Here is a 20,112-nt window from a genome sequence, read left to right as displayed (position 1 = left end):
AAGTAGAGTTCAATAATATACGTTGTGTCTTACAACTACTTTTGCAAGAGGTCTAAGATAAAGACTTTTGGGAGGAAGATGGTCTGGTTCAGTTTGTGAAGTTTTCAGATAGTGGCTATCAGTATGTGAGCTTGGCGGATACAAAAGAAGCATTTGAGCATGAGATTAAAACATTGAACTGGAAAACCTCTGATGCTAAGTTACTTATCAATCAAAAAGCCCCATTCTTAGTTGACTCAGAACTATATAGAACTTTAAATATTCGCTTGCTACAAGATATGCTTCCTTACAGTCGTTCAGTAGAAAGCTATATTGAATTTGCCAAAGCACCTTTAATGTTCAATGGCAAGGTAGTAAGAGAGCATAAGTTTTCTAGCGAATCACAGTATAAGAATAATATATGTGGAATTAAAAAATATGGTAATGCAGCGGGTTTAGCAGAGGAAAGTATCCATGAGCAAATGGAGAATTATTATGACGCCTGCCCGAACCCCTACGAAGACTATGTTTATAATATAGAAGTCGCAGATTATCATACTTACTTTGTTGGGCATGATGCGGTGTGTGTAAACGCTACAAACACGTAGGCATCATCCATGCTAACCTAACCCAAGATCACAACAATAATAATAGGAAAACGCATGCCCACCGACACCCGCCCGATTCTCGTCTTTGATGTTAATGAAACCTTGCTCGATATCAGTACCCTTACGCCTTTATTTACGCGCCTTTTTAATGATGGAAATATACTGCGCGAATGGTTCGCCCAGCTGGTGCTGTACTCGCAAACCCTGACCTTATCAGGACTGTATACGCCGTTTGGTGAGATTGGGGTCGGGGCGCTGCGGATGGTTGCTGATATTCATGGCGTTGAGATTACTGATGCCAATATTGACGAGCTAAAGACGCGCATGGGCAAGATGCCTGCATATGCCAATGTCGTGCCCGCGCTGACGCTGCTTAAGGAAGCAGGCTTTCGACTGGTGACCTTGACCAATTCAGAATCCAGCGAGTCACCGACGCCGCTAGAAAAAGCGGGGTTGAGCGAATTTTTTGAGCGCTCATTTCATATTGAGGCGGTGCGTCAGTTTAAACCCGCACCCGCGACTTACAATCTGGTCGCCGAGGCACTGTCCGTGTCCACATCCGAGCTGTGTTTGGTCGCGTGCCATCTGTGGGACACGATAGGCGCGCAGGCAGCAGGCTGTCAGGGCGCGTTTTTATTGCGTCCGCACAATGCGTTATTGCCCGCCAACCACGTACCAACGCCCGATTATATGGCGGATGACTTACGCACATTAGCGCAGCAAATCATTGCGCAAAATACCGACTCATAACGTCCAAAAAGAAACACCAAACAAGCCACCCAAACAGGTGGCTTTTTTATATCTGATAAAACAGTTGGGTGTGAGGCCGCTTATAAAACTAGTGCTTTAGCAGTAGTAGGCTTCTTTGTCTTTTAGCGCGTCTTGCAAATAAGCAACCAATAATTTGAGCTTTTGATCGGGCTGTTTTGATTTGGGATACACCGCGTACATGCCCATGCACTTACGGGTAAAGGGCTGCAAAATCTGCGTGAGGCGCTGCTCTTGTAACGCGTTATAGACCAAGGCTTGCGGCAAAAAGGCAATGCCCAAATCACTCAGCGCAGCATGTTTGATCGCGCTTAAATGATTGCTATGGAAGCGGCCACTTACGGGCAGCAGCAGCTCAGTACCATCCTCATATAACGGCCACAAGTCGCTACTGGTGTTATCAAATTTATAGATGAGGCAATCATGATTTTGCAGTTGGGCGGGGGTTTGCGGCGTACCATATTTGTTGAGATAATTTTGGGTGGCGCAAATCACCCATTGACTGTCTATCAGGCGTTTGACAATCAAGGAGGAGTCTTCAAGCTCCGCCGTTCGGATGGCCAAATCAAAGCCATCTTCGACCAAATCAATCAAACGGTTGGTGATGTATAGCTCTACGGTTATCTCAGGATGTTTTTTACAAAATTCAGCGATAGCCGTGCTGAGTAGTAAGTCAGAAGAGACCACAGGGGCGGTGACGCGGATATGGCCTTTCATGTTTTCGCCATAGCCGATGACAGCATTTTCCGCTTCGTGAAAGGCAAGCTGAGCCAATTTGGCTTTGTGATACAGCGTTCGGCCGGCATCGGTCAAGCTGAGTTTTCGGGTGGTTCGGTAGAGCAGTTGTGCATTTAAGTTGGCTTCTAGGCGCGCGATACGTTTGCTCACTACAGAATTGGTCAGCGCCAGTTTGTCAGCAACTTTGGAAAAAGAGCCTTCATCGACCACCAAAACAAACAAAACCATGTCATCAGCTTTAATCATACCGATTCTCTAATCAGGGTAATATATTTCGTATTATAGCAAAAAAGGAAAATAACCTTGTCTGATCATGCTGTTTATCTTTGCACTTGTAAAGCGTAGAGTGTGTGAACTCTACCCTAAGCACAATGAGGCTGTTAATCTGAGCGATTAAGTGGCTGTATGTAAGGACTGTGTTTAAGGGCGGCGTTTAAGAGTGGTGTTTAAGGATGCACAGACGATAACAGGGAGAGGGAATTTTGAATCAGACTGTCTATGGGCTACTTGCCCTATTGCCAATCATACTCAGTGGCATATTTCTTATTGGTCTACAATGGTCGGCCAAAAAAACCATGCCGATCATTTTGGCGGTAACTGCCGCGCTCGCACTTTTTATTTGGGACATGACGTTTAACCGCGTGTCGTCCTCTATTCTTCAAGGGACTGTGATTACGATATCGGTATTGTGGATCGTATTTGGTGCCCTGTTCCTATTAAATACTCTAAAACACACGGGCGCTATTGCAGTGATTCGCGCAGGTTTTATCAACGTATCGCCTGACCGCCGAGTGCAAGCCATCATCATTGCATGGTGTTTTGGTACGTTTTTGGAAGGTGCATCGGGCTTTGGCACACCGGCTGCAATTGCGGCTCCGCTGCTGGTCGCGATAGGGTTTCCTGCATTGGGTGCGGTGCTTATGGGGATGATGATCCAAAGCACGCCCGTATCGTTCGGGGCGGTCGGTACGCCGATTGTTATTGGGGTGAATAAGGGTCTAGATACCGTGGCCATCAGTGCGCTGCTGGCGCAAGAAGGCATGCAATGGGAAGAATTTTTACAACTGATTACCACCCAAGTGGCGATCATTCACGGTGTGATTGGGACGTTTATGCCGCTGCTGATGGTGATGATGCTCACCCGCTTTTTTGGTAAAAATAAAAGCTGGAAAGAAGGCTTAGCCATTTGGCCCTTTGCCATCTTTGCAGGGTTGGCCTTCACTGTACCTTACACTTTAACGGGTATTTTCTTGGGTCCTGAATTTCCATCGTTGATTGGTGGACTGGTCAGTGTGGCGATTGTCATTCAGGCGGCTAAAAAAGGATTTTTGGTACCAAAGACCACGTGGGACTTTGAAGCCAAAAGCAGCTGGCCAAGCGATTGGATGGGTAAACTGGTGGTCAGCAAAGAAGATGTAGCCACCCCAGCAGGCAAGACCATGTCTACGCTGATGGCATGGTTTCCTTACTTGCTAGTGGCGCTGCTACTGGTGTGTTCGAGAATGTTTGCTGACTTTAAGGACTTGCTCAGCAGCGCCACGCTAGATTTTAATACGATTTTGGGCGAGGCCGATATCAGTGCAGGTTTTAGTCCTTTATACTTGCCCGGCGGCCTGTTGTTAATCAGCGCCTTAATCGCAGCTTTTGTGCAAACTAAAAATCCAACGCGTGCGCTGGGTGATGCTTTGAGCGAATCAAGCAAAACCGTCTTAAGCGCTGGGTTTGTGCTTATTTTTACCATCCCTATGGTTCGGATTTTTATCAACTCTGGGGTCAATCTATCCGATGTCGCGAGTATGCCAGTTGCCAGTGCTGAGTTGTTTGCAGGCACGTTTGGCAGCGCCTTTCCGCTGATCAGCTCAACCATCGGTGCCCTAGGTGCGTTTATCGCAGGCTCGAATACCGTATCAAACATGATGTTCAGTCAGTTCCAGTATGAAGCGGCCATGAGCTTGCACATCTCGCCCTCACTCATCATCGCAGCACAAGCGGTTGGCGCCGCGGCGGGTAACATGATTGCCATTCACAATGTGGTGGCCGCATCAGCAACCGTTGGGCTGCTTGGGATGGAGGGCGCGACGCTGAGACGCACCATCTTACCAACCATCTATTATGTGTTGTTCAGTGGCATCATCGTTATGGCAGCCATTTATCTCTTTGGCTTTCAAGGACCGCTAACCTTATGAATGCACAGCAAAAAAAAGAGCAAGTAATGAACCGTTATCGATCGACCGCCTCCTATACAAGCCAGCTACCATCAGATCAGGTGTTGGTTAAATTGACCAAAATACTGGGTGCTGCCAATATACAGGCAGATCCAGCAAAAAATGAGCACTACCGCATAGGCTGGCGCTCAGGCGGCGGTAGCGCGCTGGCAGTGTTGTTTCCGCAAACGCTGTTTGAAATTTGGCAATGTCTGGAAGTGTGTATTGAGGGCAACTGTATCATCATCATGCAGGCGGCCAAAACAGGTCTGACAGAAGGCTCAACGCCCAGCGGTGATGACTACGACAGACCCGTGGTGGTGATCAATACACTGGCGATAAATAAGCTGTATTTGATCAATGATAATGAGCAAATTATCAGCCTACCGGGTACGACTTTGCATCAATTGCAGAACGAGCTAAAAGCGGTCAATCGAGCGCCGCACTCGGTGATTGGCTCATCGACTTTGGGGGCGTCAATCGTCGGCGGTGTCTCCAATAATTCAGGCGGCGCGCTGGTCAAACGAGGCCCTGCTTACACGGAGCTGTCGCTGTTTGCGCAAATCAACGAGCACGGTCAGCTGGTACTGGTGAATCATTTAGAGGTCGATTTGGGTGATACGCCTGAAGAAATCCTCACCAATTTACAAAACGGCTATTTTGACAAGTCACAGTTATCCCAAAGCAACAAACTGGCCTCAGACAAAGAGTATGTCGCCCGAATACAGGATGTCAATGCCGACACGCCGAGCCGCTTTAATGCGGATAAGCGCAGGCTGTATGAAGCCAGTGGCTGTGCAGGCAAGTTGGCTGTTTTTGCCGTTCGTCTGGATACGTATCCCACCGCAACCAAAGAGCAAACCTTTTATGTCGGTAGCAATAGTGTGTATGAGCTGGCACTACTGAGACGACAAATACTATCGAGCTTTAAAAATGTCCCTGAAGTGGGCGAATATATGCACCGCGATATATTTGATGTGTCTGCCAAGTACGGCAAAGACACCTTTTTGAGCATCAAACATCTGGGTACCAATGCTTTGCCTAAGCTGTTTTCTATCAAAGGCAGTATTGATGCCAAACTGAGTAAGTGGTCATGGGTGCCCAATCATTTGACCGATAAAGTCATGCAAATGATCGCCCAAGTACTGCCGCAGCATTTGCCCAAGCGCATGCTTGAGTACCGCAACCAGTATGAGCATCACCTGATTATCAAAATGAGTGATGAGGGCATCTATGAGGCACAGTCTTTTTTAGAGTCGTTTTTTGCAGACTCAGAAACGGGCAGTTATTTTACCTGCACGCAAGCTGAGTCAGACAGCGCCTTTTTGCATCGCTTTGCTGCCGCAGGGGCCGCCATACGTTATGAAGTCATGCATGAAGAGACCGCCGGAGAGATACTGGCGCTCGATATTGCTATCCCGCGTAATACGCTTGATTGGCTGGAAAATTTGCCTGAGAGCATCACTCAGCACTTAGAAAAAAAGCTGTATTACGGTCACTTTTTTTGTTATGTGTTTCATCAAGATTATATTTTAAAAAAGGGCAGTGATGCCAAGCAGGTCAAAAAGATGATGCTTGAGCTATTAAACAAGCGCGGTGCCAAATACCCTGCTGAGCATAATGTCGGCCACTTATATGAAGCCGAACCTGATTTGCAGCAATTTTATGAGCGCCTAGATCCTACCAATACTTTTAACCCTGGTATCGGTCAAATGCCAAAAACCAAACGCAACTGCGCGTGCTGTTTATAGCCATTTATAATGGTGATGAGGCTTGAAGTGACAGTCGCTTACTTTTACGCATCACCACCGCCAATCCGCTCCGCCAACGCCTGCAATTTTGGCACTATGATTGCCGCATAGTCGTCCGCTTCCCAATTAGCGCTTGGTACACTGGCATTGAGCGAATAGGCGTATTGCCCCGTGGCGACATCATAGACGCCCACCGCGACTGCCAATATATCAGTAGAAAACTCCCCATCAGAGACGGTATAGCCGTATTGCTCATAGTGCTCTGCCGCGCAGGTTAGGGCGCTTTTTGCATGAGTAAACGCTTCATTAGACAAACTTTCTTTTAAATTGTTAATAATGACCGCCTGCCTTGCCCGTGAGCTTGCTGCATAAAACGCTCGCCCAATCGCCGTGCGTGCCACGGGTACCGCTGAGCCGACTTGCAGGTTGACCGATAGGCGAGCGGGGCTACGGCAGCAAGCATGATAGCGCATCTCTCCTTCCACCTCGGTTGCTAGATTCACTGATACCTCATTTTCGCTAGCAAACTGTCTCAGTAATGGCTCAGCGTACGCTACCATGTCATGGCGACTCCATGCCGTGGCACTCAAGCGCACCGCATTACTGCCCAGTTGATATTGTCCGTACTCATTGGTACGCAAAAACCCGAGCGTAATTAATGTATGGATCAGGCGAGTAATGGTCGCTTTTGGCAGTTTGGTCATCTGACACAACTGCTGATGGGTAAGGCGCTCATGGTGTTCAAAGGCAGCCAGTATAACCAGTCCGCGGCCTAGTGCGGTTACAAATTGCCGATCATTCAATTCTTTGCTTTGGCTTATCAGTGACTGCATTCGATCGAGTAGCGGGGTTGTGTTTGATAGGGGTGTTGTCATTTTATACTCATCTTTTTTGAATAGTGGTTTACAGCGCCGCGAAAGTTTGCTTAAATAGTTTTAAATTATGAAACTAAGTTTCGCACAGCGGAATAACTAAGTCAATGACTGGTTACTCAAATTATGTATTTATCACCACTCATCAGTCAGGATGACTGATATCAAGGAGATCCACATGGCAACATCTACCAGCCCACGCTTTGATTGGGAAGATCCTTTTTTATTACGTGATCAGCTCACTGAAGAAGAGCGTATGGTCACTGACAGTGCCCGTCAATTTTTTCAAAAGGAATTGATGCCCGGTATTATCAATGCCAATCGCAATGAGCATTTTGATCGTAATATCATGCGTCAAATGGGTGAGATGGGTCTGCTTGGCGTGACCATCGAAGGTTACGGCTGCGCAGGTCTATCGAGTGTGGCTTATGGTCTGATTGCCAAGGAAGTGGAAGCGGTCGACTCAGGCTACCGCTCAGCGATGAGTGTGCAGTCAAGCCTAGTGATGCATCCGATCTGGGCATATGGAACAGAAGAGCAAAGAGAAAAGTATCTGCCAAAACTTGCCACAGGTGAGTACGTCGGCTGCTTCGGTCTGACTGAGCCTGATTCAGGATCTGATCCTGCCTCAATGTCAACGCGTGCGCGCGCCGTTGATGGTGGTTATGAGCTGACGGGTAATAAAATGTGGATTACCAACAGTCCTATCGCGGATGTGTTTGTGGTCTGGGCAAAAGATGATGCAGGCGAGATTCGTGGTTTTGTCTTAGAAAAAGGCATGAAAGGCCTATCTGCGCCGAAAATCGAAGGCAAGTTCTCACTACGCGCCTCGGTCACTGGTGAGATCGTCATGGACAAGGTATTTGTGCCTGAAGCCAATGCTTTTCCAGATATCCGTGGTTTAAAAGGGCCGTTTGGCTGCTTAAATAAAGCGCGCTATGGTATCGCGTGGGGCAGTATGGGTGCAGCAGAGTTCTGCTGGAAAGCCGCCCGTCAGTACACGCTAGATCGCAAGCAGTTTGGTCGTCCGCTTGCCGCCACCCAACTGGTGCAGTTAAAGCTTGCCAATATGCAAACCGAAATCGCGCTTGGTCTACAAGCTGCACTACGTGTCGGCCGTTTGATGGATGAGCACAATGTCGCCCCTGAGATGATCTCCATGATTAAGCGTAACAACTGCGGTAAAGCGCTCGATATCGCTCGTATCGCCCGCGATATGCATGGTGGTAATGGTATCTCTGATGAGTTCCACATCATCCGTCACGTGATGAACTTGGAAGCCGTCAATACTTACGAGGGCACGCATGATATTCATGCGCTTATCTTAGGCCGTGCACAGACAGGCATTCAGGCGTTCTTTTAAATATTTTTAGCTAAGAATATTTAACAAAGTGGTACTTCATTACGTACGTTGCTGCTTGGCTTTTTGTAAAGAAGAGCATTAACAGTGGCGTACGTTTTTCAGTTGTTATTCCTCATCTATTCAATACACGTCACCACAAAAGACGAAAAATACCTGATGAATAGCAATTTTATGCTCAAACAGGCCATCAAAGACAATAAGGGATGATTATGACGGACATGGATAGTACGCAAAAGGGCGCATTGCAGGGTATCAAAGTGCTTGATTTGTCGAGAGTGCTGGCAGGTCCCTCTTGTACGCAAGTGCTCGCTGATCTGGGTGCAGACGTCATCAAAGTTGAGCGTCCACATATCGGTGATGAGACGCGCCACTGGGCACCGCCAACCTTCAGCGATGACACCTCCGCTTATTACGCTACCATCAATCGCAATAAAAAATCATTCACGGTAGACATCACCACGCCAGCAGGGCAGACCATAATCAAACAGCTCATCGCTGACAGTGATATTTTGGTAGAGAATTTCAAAGTCGGCGGTCTCAAAAAATATGGCCTAGATTACGACAGCCTAAAACAAGACAATCCGCGCCTGATTTATGCGTCTTTGACAGGGTTTGGGCAGACAGGACCAGATGCCAAGCGTCCCGGTTATGATTATATTATTCAAGGGTTGTCAGGGTTGATGAGTATCACAGGACCAAGTGATGGCGAACCACACAAAGTTGGCGTCGCAGTGATTGATTTATTTGCAGGTTTGCAACTGACCATTGGTATCCAAGCGGCGCTATTGGCGCGTCAACATACTGGCGTTGGTCAACATGTCGATGTCGCACTCTTAGACAGTGCGCTGTCTATGCTAGCCAATGTCGGCATGAATCATTTGGCTTCAGATAAGATTCCACCAAGATTGGGCAATCAGCATCCTAATATTGTGCCTTATCAAGTGTTTGCGGCTAAAGGGGAGGCGCACTTTATTTTGGCCTGCGGTAATGATCATCAATTTGCCAAACTGTGTGAGGTATTGTCAGTTGATTGGCATCTTGATAGGCGTTTTGCGACCAATCCCAATCGCGTTGCCAATCGTGAGCTGCTGTGTGCTGAGTTGACTAAAGCGTTTGCCAAACATTCGCGTGATTATTGGCTGGCGGCTTTAGATCAGGTGGGCGTACCTTGCGGTGCGATTCATAATGTCGCGGAAGCCTTGGCAATGCAGCAAGCACAAGCGCGAGAAATGATCGTGAGTTTCGCTCAGCAAGGCAGCCCCGTTCGCGCCCTTGGTAATCCGATAAAACTCTCTGCATCCCCTGTCAGCTATCGAACGCCGCCACCGCAGTTGAGTGAGCATACTGACAGTACGCTTGCAGATTTAGGCTACGACAGCGCAATGATCGCCAAGCTAAAGGCGGACGGCATTGTTTAGTTCAATGCTTACCACAGTATCTCTACAGTGATAAATACTAAAAAATGGAATTTTTAAACAAAACAATCTAAACCAAGTAGTGTAAAACAAGGAATGTTAAGCATGAAAATATACAGCCATGAAAACCTAAGCCTGCATAGACCACTGCCGTATTTTATTTACGGCAAAATGTTTGAGCCGCTGGAGATACCAGAGCGTATGGCGGAATTGTTAAAAGAACCAGCAGCATTGGGTTTAGAGGTTACCGCTGCCACCGATATTGGCATGGCGCCCATATTGGCCGTTCATGATAATGAATCCTGCAAATACGTCACATAAGCAATCAATTATGAGTCAGCCATAAAGCCCAAATGCCGCTCAATTTGTTCAGCCAACTTAATCAATACCGCACTCACCTCAGCCCGTTTAGACTCATACTCTCCTTGCAGAAAACTCACTGCCATACCAGCAACTGCCGTGCCTGATGCATTACGAATATAAGTACCCAAGCAGTACATCCCATCACGCAACTGCCCATTATCGAGCGACACTCGACTTTCCTGAATCGCCGCAAGCTCGGTGGATAAATCCGCAAAGTTTTTGACGCCATGTTGGGTCATGGGTGTCGGGAACTTCTCTTTATACAGTGACTTTATGCTATCCATTGACAAGGTTGAGAGCATGGCTTTGCCTGTCGCCGAAAAAACCGCAGGCACGCGCACCCCCGCTCGGAAGGTAAAACCAAGTGGAGCAGGCGACTCATGACATGCCAAAAAGACCACTTCTCCCAAATCCAATTTTGACAACGTCACCGTGTGTTGCAGTAGCACTGGATACTGCACGATCAAATCTTTAAACAATCGTACAACGCCTTGCTGCTGCTCATACTTGCCTGCCCAATACATCAAGTAAGAACCCAAGTAAAAACGGCTCTCAGGGTCTTTGTAAATGACATGCTTGGACAGTAAGCTCTGCAAAATATTGTGCGTAGAGCTGCGCGGCAATCCAAGCTCTTTGGCAATATGAGCGGCTGTCAGCGGCTGGGCGCTATCGGTAATTAAGTCCAAAATCTGAAAGGTTTTGTCTAGGGCAGGTACGGCAGTCGAGCTCATAAATAACCTATAAAGTGAAATAAAATAAGGGAGTACAAGATAATTGTCAAAATGATGAGATTAAGGGTTGCAAATCGCGACATATCGTTCTTATAATGATGTCTCGTATATAGAATACGTGTTCAGTATATTGAACAAAAAAATAATTATCAATCATTATCTCATGATTACTATTATATCCACTCTTATAAACATACCTATATGACAAGGAGCGTCAACATGTCAAATACGCTACAGTTATCCAATCCAGACCTACTCAAACAATCTTGTTTTATCAAAGACGGCTGGCATGCTGCCAGTGACGAGGCGGTACTTGAAGTCGATAACCCATTCAACGACGAGCTTATCGGTACCGTGCCTAGCCTCACGACCGATGATGTCAATGACGCCGTTGCCTATGCTCATGAGGCGCAAGTTGCTTGGGCGGCAAAAACTGCCAAAGAGCGTGCAGAGCTGCTGCAAAAGTGGGCAGATCTGATTGATGCCAATAAAGAAGATTTGGCTATCATCATGACCGCTGAGCAAGGCAAGCCGCTCACTGAATCACGCGGCGAAGTGGGTTATGCCAATAGCTTTATTCGCTGGTTTGCCGAAGAAGGCAAGCGCGTTTATGGCGATGTGATTCCTGCCAATAGTGCGCAATTACGTCATGTCGTGCTCAAGCAGCCTGTCGGTGTTTGCGCTGCGATTACCCCTTGGAATTTTCCAGCAGCGATGATCACGCGTAAAGTTGCACCAGCGATGGCAGCAGGCTGTACAATTATCGTCAAACCTGCGACCGAAACGCCATTCTCAGCATTGGCGTTGGGCGCTTTGGCAGAGCAAGCGGGCATTCCTGCAGGCGTACTCCAGATTGTGACGGGCAAATCATCAACCATTGGTGAAATCCTAACGGGTGATGCTCGTATTCATAAGCTGTCGTTCACGGGCTCGACAGAAGTCGGTCGTACGCTAATGGCACAATGCGCGCCGACTATTAAAAAGCTATCACTCGAGCTGGGTGGCAACGCGCCATTTATCGTTTTTGATGATGCCGATCTTGAGAAAGCCGCTGCAGGTCTCATCGCTTCTAAATACCGCAATGCGGGTCAGACCTGTGTGTGCGCCAACCGTGTGTACGTGCAAGACAGCATCAAAGATGAATTCTTAGACGTCTTTGTCAAAAAAGTCGCTGAACTAAAAGTGGGTAACGGCTTAGAAGAAGGCGTGGATATTGGCCCGCTTATCAACAAAAAAGCGTTAGATAAAGTACAAGCCCTGCTAAAAGACGCCTTAGATAAGGGTGCCAAACTGGTCACGGGCGGTAGTGTCAATGATGCCTCAGAGCTGACTTATAACCCAACCGTTATTACCGATATCAGCAGTGATATGGATATCGCTTCTGAAGAAATCTTTGGACCAATTGCGACTATATTTACCTTTAAAGACGAAGCAGAAGTGATTCGTGCTGCCAACGATACCATTTATGGCTTGGCTGCTTACTTCTATAGTGGCGACTATGCTCGCTCATGGCGTGTCACCGAAGAGCTTGAGTACGGCATCATCGGTCATAATACCGGCCTCATCTCTACAGAAGTTGCCCCATTTGGCGGCGTGAAGCAGTCTGGTTTTGGCCGCGAAGGTTCAAAATATGGTATTGAAGACTATATTACGACCAAATACTGGTGTTCTGACATCAGCTAATAAGTAACTCGGCTAGCATTTAGCAGAACATTCGTTTAACAAAAAACTTAACGAAACATTTTAGATATCGAACGGTGTTTTATCTCAGACAAGCACCGTTTGATATCACTAAGTCTCAAATGAACCGCCAATCACTAGATGGCATTTATGTTACGAACACAGAAAAGGACATTCCCATGACTACCAATCAATCATTACTTGAGCGCCGCAAAGCTGTTTTACCAACAGGACTTGGGGTTGCCTTTCCTATCTTTGCAGAAAAAGCAAAGAACTCAGAGATTTGGGACATCGAAGGCAAGCGTTATATCGACTTTGTCGGTGGTATCTCAGTATTGAACACCGGTCACAGCCATCCAAAAATTACCCAGCGTGTGCATGAGCAGCTCGACAAATTTACGCACACTGCGGCGCAAATGATCAACTATGAGTGCTACGTCGATTTGGCAGAAAATCTGTGTGAAAAGGCCCCTATCAGCGGCGATACTAAGGCGTTTTTTTTGACCACTGGTGCAGAAGCGGTCGAAAACTGCATCAAGATTGCACGTGCTAAAACGGGTCGTCCAGGCGTGGTTTCTTTTGTTGGTGGCTGGCATGGTCGCACCATGATGTGTATGAGCCTAACAGGTAAAGTGTTGCCATACAAAAAGAACTTCGGCCCAATGCCAGGACCTGTGTTTCATGCATTGTTCCCTGCAGAAGAGCTGAATGTGACCGAAGAACAAGCGCTACACAGCCTTGATATGATCTTCCAAGCAGATATCGATCCGAGTGAAGTGGCGGCGATGATTGTTGAGCCAGTCCAAGGCGAGGGCGGTTTCCATCAGGTAACGCCATCATTTGCCAAAGCACTACGCGAGATCTGTGATGAGCATGGCATCGTGCTTATTTTTGACGAAGTGCAGTGTGGTTTTGCTCGTACAGGGACATTGTTCGCCACTGAGCAGTTAGGCGTTGAGCCTGATTTGATGACCGCTGCGAAGAGCTTGGCGGGTGGCTATCCTATCTCTGCGGTCATCGGCCGTGCTGATATCATGGATGCGCCGCAAGTAGGTGGTTTGGGCGGTACTTACTCTGGTAACCCACTGGCTTGTGTGGCTGCGCTTGCCGTTATGGAAGTGATCGAAGAGGAAAACTTACTGGAGCGTAGTGTCGAGATTGGCGATACCATCGCGTCGTTCTTAAAAGGCTTGAACCTAAGCAGCATCGGTCATATCCGTTATAAAGGGGCGATGCTAGCGTTTGAGCTAATCGATAGCGAAGGCAAACCTGATGCCGCTGCTGCTGCCAACCTAAAAGCAAAAGCATTTGAGCAAGGCTTGCTACTAGCGTCTTGTGGCATGTATGGCAATGCTATTCGTGTAATGGTGCCATTAACGGTTGAAGACGAGGTGCTACAAGAAGGTCTTGATATCATCAAAGATATCTTAGCAGCTTAAGAGCAATCGAGTGCCATACGCCGCAGCGATGGATCGTTGTTAATCAACCTTATGTTCGATTAACAAGTTATAGTGAAGATAACGGCAAGGCTGCCATGATGACATTCGTTTTCGATGTCTGTTTCGAGCGGCGCCTTGCAAGTCAAGGCGCCGTTTTTTTTGACATAAGACAATAGCAAGTGCGTCTTAGGCGCAGCGAAATACAGTAAATATAATGGGTATTACTCCATTAAATAGAAATAGTGTAACCATCAATGGTTCACACGGATGACACACAGACAAGGAGTAGGTTATGTCTGAATTAAAGAAAACGTTAGGTGTTTTTGATATCGTTGCACTGGCTTTTGGTGCGATGGTTGGTTGGGGTTGGGTCGTACTAGCGGGTGGTTGGATTATCTCGGCAGGTATATGGGGCGCAATCAGTGCATTTTTAGTCGGTGGTCTTGTGGTGGTTTTGATTGGTGTGACCTATGCTGAATTGGCAGCATCCATGCCTATCACAGGGGGCGAGCACACGTATACACACCGTGCATTGGGAGTCAATGTCTCCTTTATCTGCTCATGGAGTATTCTGTTTGGGTACTTCTCCGTCGTGGCGTTTGAGGCGGTGGCACTGCCAACCGTTGTCGAATATGTCGTTCCCAATTATAGTCAAGGCTATCTTTGGAATATCGCAGGCTGGGATGTCTATGCCACGTGGGTCGCGGTTGGGATGCTTGGCTCCATCATTGTCACCTGGCTCAACATACGCGGTATGGAAGTCAGTGCTTGGTTCCAAAAATTGGCCGTCGTCGGTATTTTCTGCGTCGGACTCTTACTGTTCGTTGGGGCATTATTGTTCAATCCTGAGACCTCAAACTCAGTACAAGCACCAAGCTTTATCGGTGGTATGGGCGGCATCATGACGGTGATGGTAATGGTACCGTTCTTATTTGTCGGCTTCGATGTGATTCCGCAGGCCGCAGAAGAGATCAATCTGACACGTCCAAATATCGGCAAATTTTTGATTGTCTCTATTATCATTGCCGTGCTTTGGTACGCGGCTGTCGCTTGGAGTGTGGGCAAAACCCTGCCGCTATTGCAAGCACAAGATTCAACATTGGCGACCGCTGATGCGATGACCAACGCTTGGAATGGTAAATGGGCGGGTACGCTGCTCGTGATCGGCGGCGTATTGGGTATTTTATCAAGCTGGAACGCGTTTCTTATTGGTGGCAGTCGCTTATTGTACGCTATGGGTAAAACGCACATGTTGCCACAGTTTTTGTGCAAGCTACATCCTAAGTACAACACCCCAGTCAATGCGATCTTATTGATCGGTGGTCTTGCGACACTAGCGCCATTATTTGGTCGCAAAATGCTCGTGTGGATTGTAGACGCTGGTGGATTCGGTATCGTTATTGCTTATACCTGTGTGGCATTGTCGTTCCTTGTGCTGCGCTATCGTGAGCCTAATATGATACGTCCATTTAGAGTACCAGCAGGTAAATTGGTTGGTGTCATCACAATCGTACTCAGCCTTGGTATGTTGGCGCTTTATCTGCCAGGTATGCCGTCGGCATTGGTTCCTATCGAGTGGTGGATTTTCCTTGGTTGGACGGTTCTTGGCGGCGCAATGTATGGCTATGCGTCAATGAAAAACCCTGGTAAGAGTAAAGAGATTATGGATCATGAGCTGCATGAGCTCAAAATCATTAATCAGCAATGGTTAAAAGACAATCCATATAAAAAATAGAGCTGTTAGCTACCATTTAAAAAAAGCCTAACGTCAAACGTTAGGCTTTTTTAGTGCAAGCAAGTGCTTATATTTTAAGATTTATCACGGATCAGTTTATAGTTTAAGAATTCAGTGATGCCAAGTGTACCAAGCTCACGACCAAACCCTGAGCGCTTGACGCCGCCAAATGGGGTATTGGCTTCGGTACCAGAAGGTGCGTTGATAGTCACCATGCCCACTTCTAGCTTGTCAGCGATATCTGCAGCTAGGGTGGCATCTTGGGTCTGGATAGAGGCGCCCAAACCAAACGGCACATCATTGGCAATCTTAATGGCGTGCTCGATATCACGTGCTTTGTGGATGACGGCAACAGGGCCAAACAGCTCCTCACGATAGATATCCATCGATTCTGTGACATCGGTCAGTACCGCAGGCTTGAACCATGCACCAGGCTTGTCCTTGACTAGGCCGCCTTCGACTAAGACAGTCACACCTGCTTCAATCGCACTGTCTAACTGCCCTTGTAGATTGACTGCCGCTGCTTTAGACGACATAGGGCCGATAAAGGTTTTGTTATCAAGTGGGTCAGCCAATGTCATGTTGTTGACAGCCTCGGTGAAGCTTTCAACGAATTTGTCATAGACAGAGTCGATAACGATTAAGCGTTTGGCGGCGTTACAGGCTTGGCCGGCATTACCAAAACGCCCAGAGATCGCGCCTTTTACGGCTTTTTTGATATCCGCATCAGCGGCAACGATAAAGGCATCTGAGCCGCCCAGTTCTAACACGACTTTTTTCAGCGCGCCGCCTGCTTCTTTGGCGACTGCTTGTCCAGCACGCTCAGAGCCAGTGAGTGAGATGCCATGTACGCGCTTGTCATGGATGATGGTGGCTGCTTGATCATTGGTGGCAAAAATATTGTTGTAAACGCCATCAGGGACGCCGACCTCTTTGAACATATCAGCGATCACTTCGGCAGTCTTAGGACACTGAGGCGCGTGTTTTAAGATAATGGTGTTGCCTGCCATAAAGTTTGGTGCAACAAAACGTGCCACTTGATAATGTGGATAGTTCCACGGCATGATACCGAGTAGGACACCAACGGGGAGCTTCTCTACCGATGCTGAACCTTTGCTGACATCAATCTTATTAGGCGCAAGTAGCTGCTCGGCAGTGTCTGCGTAGTATCGATAGATCTCAGCGACCAGACCGATTTCCCCTTTTGCTTGTGCAACAGGCTTACCCATTTCACTCGCCACGATACGAGCCAGCTCTTCTTGACGTTCAAGATAAATGTCAGCAATTTTGTGCAAAAACGCCCCGCGCTCGCTTAGTGAAACCTGACGCCAGTCTTGATAAGCACTGTCTGCTTGCTCGATGACTTGCTGGATATCTTGATCAGTAGCGGTAGGGTAGGTTGCTTCTAGTTCACCAGTGGCTGGGTTATTGATTTGATAATCGCTCATAGCGCTGTCCTTGTTTTTGATGTGTTATTGGATTTGATATCCATTTATATTCGTCTTCTTATAAGTATACTTTTGCTTACTGCTAAGTATGCTTTATTATGGTTCATCCTATACCAAGCGGCACACTGTAGAGTGACGATTTGGTCACAGGTTGTTGCTGAGTGATACAGTGGATATTGCCGCCGCCATAGACAATCTCGCGGATGCGTACGCCGATTACTTGATGCTGAGTAAAGATTTTTTCAAAGTGCACATACACCAATGACTTATTAGGCTCGTGTTCTGTAACTTTAAACTGAATACTCATCTTAATACAGATTGAAAATGCCACTTCCATTGCTGGAAATGGCATTTTTTTGCTTAATATATCTTATCATGACTGAGATTGGCTCCTGCACAGATAGAGGTAGGCAGTCAGCTTATGACTTTTGATCAGCGTCAGGTGCTTCTGATTTGATATCTACTTTTATTTCATCTTCTATTTCTGGCGATTCCGCTTTGCTTGCTTTTTCTTTACTCAGTTTGACCTTTGGACGTTTAGGAAGGGGTTCTACGTTTTTGATGGCCGCGCCAAAAGCAGGTTTGGCCGCTTTTTTGAGGCTTTTTTGGATGCGCCGTACAGCGAGTGCGTCAGCTTCAGCTTGTTCTTCTGCCAGCGCAGTATCGTACAATCCTTGGTATACCGCGACTGTCTTTTCGATCATCTCACGCATGGTGAATTTGTTGGTCATCTCAGGTCGCGTCACACTTTCTAATTGATTGCGCACCGCTTTACATAACGAGTTGGCATTGTGTTCTTTTACCAAACCTTGCGGATAGAGCGGTTGTAAGATTTCGCTAAAGGCGGCTTTATCCCAACCAATGACAGGGGTGCCCAGATGTATCGCTTGCAGGGCATTGATGCCAATGGATTCTGGTTCATTGGCAAGCGCCATAACGATATTGGCCGCCGATAGCCATTCGCGCATGTCGTTGCGTTTACTACCGACATAAGTAATACGCTCAGCCAGTCCTAAACTATGGGTACGTTGACGAAAATCTTCATGAGCGACGTCACCATCTTTATAATCATCGTCCATGATAATGACGTGAATATTGGGGAATTGCTCTTGTAAGTTGCCCAAGATATCAATCAGCCATTCCTGACCATACTCGTTGCCAATCACCGTTGGGAACACGAGCCACTTCTTATGCTCAAGCTCAGGATACTCAGCAAACGTGTGACGTAACCAATAAACAGAAGGATTATGACGATATGGGTAGCGCCGAGTATCAATGCCGCGATAGATGCGCGTGATGACTTTGGGATCGGCTTCCTCGCGGCGCAGTCTTCTTGTTAGATATTGGGTGACGCTATCAGAGACGGTTATAATTGTATCGACATTGAGTAGGGCTTGAGAGTATTTATTGATAGGATAAAACCCATACATGGTCGAGACCAGCTTTGGGAAACGCTTGACCCGCGCTCGGCGCATGGCTAGATGTAGTATCCATGCAGGCGTACGCGAATGTATGTGAATGACATCAGGCTCATATTTTTCGATCAAATGCCGCAGTGCTGAGACTTGCAGCAATGACAGCCACGATTTTTTGTTCATGTGGACTTGATGATAGTGATTGCCATCACGCTTGAGCCGTCTGACCAAGTCATTGCTCTCATCAGCGCTAGAAACAATGATCGAGGTATGCCCGTTTTTGACCAGTGCGCGTCCAAGATGAAAAATACCGCGCTCGGATTCATCATGCTTCAAAGACGACAGTAGGCGCATCACTTTCATAATAACATAGGTCACAGGTTAGGAGGATCAAGCTGCTATTGTCAGTTAAAAGCGCATAAAACTCAACCATCAAGATAAAAAGATGGCGTCAGATATGTGGCTTTTTGCCACATTATAATCATGATTGCGTTGGCAAAAATGCCTAAAATCTTTAGCGGCGCTTTTGTATATGCTCAGCATTGGGCAACACTTGTTTTTCGCTTAAGTATTTCCAATATCGCTGCGGTAGATATTGCCTGTGTAGCTTGGGATTTTTGCGCTCCTTGATATTGACGTTGGTAAAGTAGCCTTGCCAAAACTTTTGATAACGCTGCTCATCAGGGCTATGAATGCTGGCAGGATTGCGTAGTACCGCATCATCAAGGTCGGTGATGGTTTGTAGCGGCGCGGGACGAGTCGGTGAGCTGTTACTTTTATTATAATAAACGCCATAACCACGTGTCAGATCATAGATTGCCCAGTGTTGGTCTTGATAACGCTGGCGAAAATGCTCTCCGATTAGTGGCAAGACATTAAAATCAGGCGCGATCCGTGCAAAATAAATATCATCGGTCGTGTGCTCAAAACGTACAAAGGCCTCCATGCGATGCTTTTCACGGCCGACGGATTTGACCGTCTGTACGAGCTCTAACACATCCAAGTGACCAAGATCTTGCATAATATTTCGGCTAGGGTAGTCAATGGCATACTTAACCACACGAAACAAAGTGGTGCCGATATCGTCCTTTTCTGACAAAAACCCCCACAAAATATTGCGCATACCTGAGCGACCAAGCAAGCTATTGAGCTTTACCAGTACCCGCTCTGCATGGTCTTCATTGGTTGCAACACCAGTCGCTTGCGCAATCAAGGAGGGTATATAACAGTCTTGAGCGGTGAGTTTGAGTGAGGCGTCATCTTGCAATCGATTGGCATAGACATAAAACACCGCACTGAGCCACCCCTCAAAGCTTGGCTCATACAGCACGATGCTGGGTGTTAATTGACCGATAGTATAATTGTCGTTTTGCACAAGTGCTGACATGGTTTATCCTGAAACGATGTGAAATGTATTTTGGCTCGTCATAAAATCTATGTAAGTATTGTTAAATACTACTGGTGGATATTTTTCTTGCGTGCTGTTCGCATCGCGTGACAGAGGGTGCAAAAAATATCACCAGTAGCGCTACCTTTTTATTTTATCGATTTTAGGGCGTGTTGAACATTCGACCATGGCACTGACAGCGACTATTTTTTAGGC

General features: G+C 47.0%; 17 protein-coding genes. 10 read left to right on the top strand and 7 right to left on the bottom strand.

The window, feature by feature from the left end; all coding sequences use genetic code 11:
* Window positions 1–95: 95 nt before the first annotated feature.
* Both L0G63_RS10160 and L0G63_RS10155 read left to right on the top strand, forming a co-directional pair.
* Entirely contained in the window at window positions 96–587 is a 492-nt protein-coding gene (locus tag L0G63_RS10160; RefSeq protein ID WP_301450544.1) for a hypothetical protein, read from the top strand.
* Between the two features lie 54 nt (window positions 588–641).
* Complete coding sequence (locus tag L0G63_RS10155; protein ID WP_301450543.1) at window positions 642–1,337, top strand: haloacid dehalogenase type II; 696 nt, start codon at window positions 642–644, stop codon at window positions 1,335–1,337.
* 96 nt (window positions 1,338–1,433) lie between these two features.
* Here L0G63_RS10155 and L0G63_RS10150 read toward each other — a convergent pair whose 3' ends face one another.
* Window positions 1,434–2,339 (bottom strand): LysR family transcriptional regulator, encoded by a 906-nt coding sequence (locus L0G63_RS10150; RefSeq protein ID WP_301450542.1) that lies wholly within the window; start codon window positions 2,337–2,339, stop codon window positions 1,434–1,436.
* 236 nt (window positions 2,340–2,575) lie between these two features.
* Between L0G63_RS10150 and L0G63_RS10145 the strand changes: the two genes are divergently transcribed.
* Window positions 2,576–4,279: an L-lactate permease gene (locus L0G63_RS10145; RefSeq protein WP_301450541.1), complete on the top strand. Its 1,704-nt coding sequence runs from the start codon at window positions 2,576–2,578 to the stop codon at window positions 4,277–4,279.
* Between the two features lie 26 nt (window positions 4,280–4,305).
* Entirely contained in the window at window positions 4,306–6,048 is a 1,743-nt protein-coding gene (gene dld / locus L0G63_RS10140; RefSeq protein ID WP_301450545.1) for a D-lactate dehydrogenase, read from the top strand.
* Between the two features lie 44 nt (window positions 6,049–6,092).
* Here dld and L0G63_RS10135 read toward each other — a convergent pair whose 3' ends face one another.
* Complete coding sequence (locus L0G63_RS10135; RefSeq protein WP_301450540.1) at window positions 6,093–6,923, bottom strand: IclR family transcriptional regulator; 831 nt, start codon at window positions 6,921–6,923, stop codon at window positions 6,093–6,095.
* A 175-nt stretch (window positions 6,924–7,098) separates the two neighbouring features.
* Between L0G63_RS10135 and L0G63_RS10130 the strand changes: the two genes are divergently transcribed.
* The 3 genes from L0G63_RS10130 (at window position 7,099) to L0G63_RS10120 (ending at window position 10,019) form a co-directional block, all read left to right on the top strand.
* Window positions 7,099–8,283 (top strand): acyl-CoA dehydrogenase, encoded by a 1,185-nt coding sequence (locus L0G63_RS10130; protein ID WP_301450539.1) that lies wholly within the window; start codon window positions 7,099–7,101, stop codon window positions 8,281–8,283.
* A gap of 209 nt (window positions 8,284–8,492) precedes the next feature.
* The gene (locus L0G63_RS10125) at window positions 8,493–9,701 is read left to right on the top strand and encodes a CaiB/BaiF CoA-transferase family protein (RefSeq protein WP_301450538.1); all 1,209 of its coding nucleotides are present in this window, start codon (window positions 8,493–8,495) and stop codon (window positions 9,699–9,701) included.
* A 102-nt stretch (window positions 9,702–9,803) separates the two neighbouring features.
* The gene (locus L0G63_RS10120; protein ID WP_301450537.1) at window positions 9,804–10,019 is read left to right on the top strand and encodes a hypothetical protein; all 216 of its coding nucleotides are present in this window, start codon (window positions 9,804–9,806) and stop codon (window positions 10,017–10,019) included.
* An 8-nt stretch (window positions 10,020–10,027) separates the two neighbouring features.
* Here the strand turns inward: L0G63_RS10120 and L0G63_RS10115 are convergent, their stop codons facing one another.
* Window positions 10,028–10,792 carry an IclR family transcriptional regulator gene (locus tag L0G63_RS10115; RefSeq protein WP_301450536.1) on the bottom strand — a complete coding sequence of 255 codons (765 nt, stop codon included), beginning with the start codon at window positions 10,790–10,792 and terminating at the stop codon, window positions 10,028–10,030.
* A 219-nt stretch (window positions 10,793–11,011) separates the two neighbouring features.
* Here L0G63_RS10115 and L0G63_RS10110 point away from each other — a divergent pair, with 219 nt between their 5' ends.
* The 3 genes from L0G63_RS10110 (at window position 11,012) to L0G63_RS10100 (ending at window position 15,646) form a co-directional block, all read left to right on the top strand.
* Window positions 11,012–12,475, top strand: coding sequence for an NAD-dependent succinate-semialdehyde dehydrogenase (locus L0G63_RS10110; RefSeq protein ID WP_301450535.1), 1,464 nt, complete (start codon window positions 11,012–11,014; stop codon window positions 12,473–12,475).
* Between the two features lie 176 nt (window positions 12,476–12,651).
* On the top strand, window positions 12,652–13,911 hold the full coding sequence (gene gabT / locus L0G63_RS10105; RefSeq protein ID WP_301450534.1) for a 4-aminobutyrate--2-oxoglutarate transaminase: 1,260 nt from the start codon (window positions 12,652–12,654) through the stop codon (window positions 13,909–13,911).
* Window positions 13,912–14,203: 292 nt separating this feature from the next.
* Window positions 14,204–15,646 carry an APC family permease gene (locus tag L0G63_RS10100; protein ID WP_301450533.1) on the top strand — a complete coding sequence of 481 codons (1,443 nt, stop codon included), beginning with the start codon at window positions 14,204–14,206 and terminating at the stop codon, window positions 15,644–15,646.
* Window positions 15,647–15,720: 74 nt separating this feature from the next.
* Here L0G63_RS10100 and L0G63_RS10095 read toward each other — a convergent pair whose 3' ends face one another.
* From L0G63_RS10095 to L0G63_RS10080, 4 genes are all read right to left on the bottom strand, one after another.
* A complete protein-coding gene (locus L0G63_RS10095; RefSeq protein ID WP_301450532.1) occupies window positions 15,721–17,094 on the bottom strand; it encodes an NAD-dependent succinate-semialdehyde dehydrogenase in 1,374 nt (457 codons plus the stop codon).
* Between the two features lie 103 nt (window positions 17,095–17,197).
* Window positions 17,198–17,446, bottom strand: a complete 249-nt coding sequence (locus L0G63_RS10090) for an agmatine deiminase family protein (protein WP_301450531.1) — start codon at window positions 17,444–17,446, stop codon at window positions 17,198–17,200.
* A 67-nt stretch (window positions 17,447–17,513) separates the two neighbouring features.
* Window positions 17,514–18,872, bottom strand: a complete 1,359-nt coding sequence (locus tag L0G63_RS10085; RefSeq protein WP_301450530.1) for a glycosyltransferase — start codon at window positions 18,870–18,872, stop codon at window positions 17,514–17,516.
* Between the two features lie 151 nt (window positions 18,873–19,023).
* Entirely contained in the window at window positions 19,024–19,896 is an 873-nt protein-coding gene (locus tag L0G63_RS10080; protein ID WP_301450529.1) for a TIGR03915 family putative DNA repair protein, read from the bottom strand.
* Between the last annotated feature and the right edge of the window lie 216 nt (window positions 19,897–20,112).

The sequence above is a fragment of the Psychrobacter sp. genome (genome assembly GCF_030454045.1).
In the GTDB taxonomy this organism is placed as follows: Bacteria; Pseudomonadota; Gammaproteobacteria; order Pseudomonadales; family Moraxellaceae; genus Psychrobacter.
The sequence above is the reverse complement of the archived record's forward strand: the minus strand, read 5'-3'. Positions and strand labels throughout refer to the sequence as shown.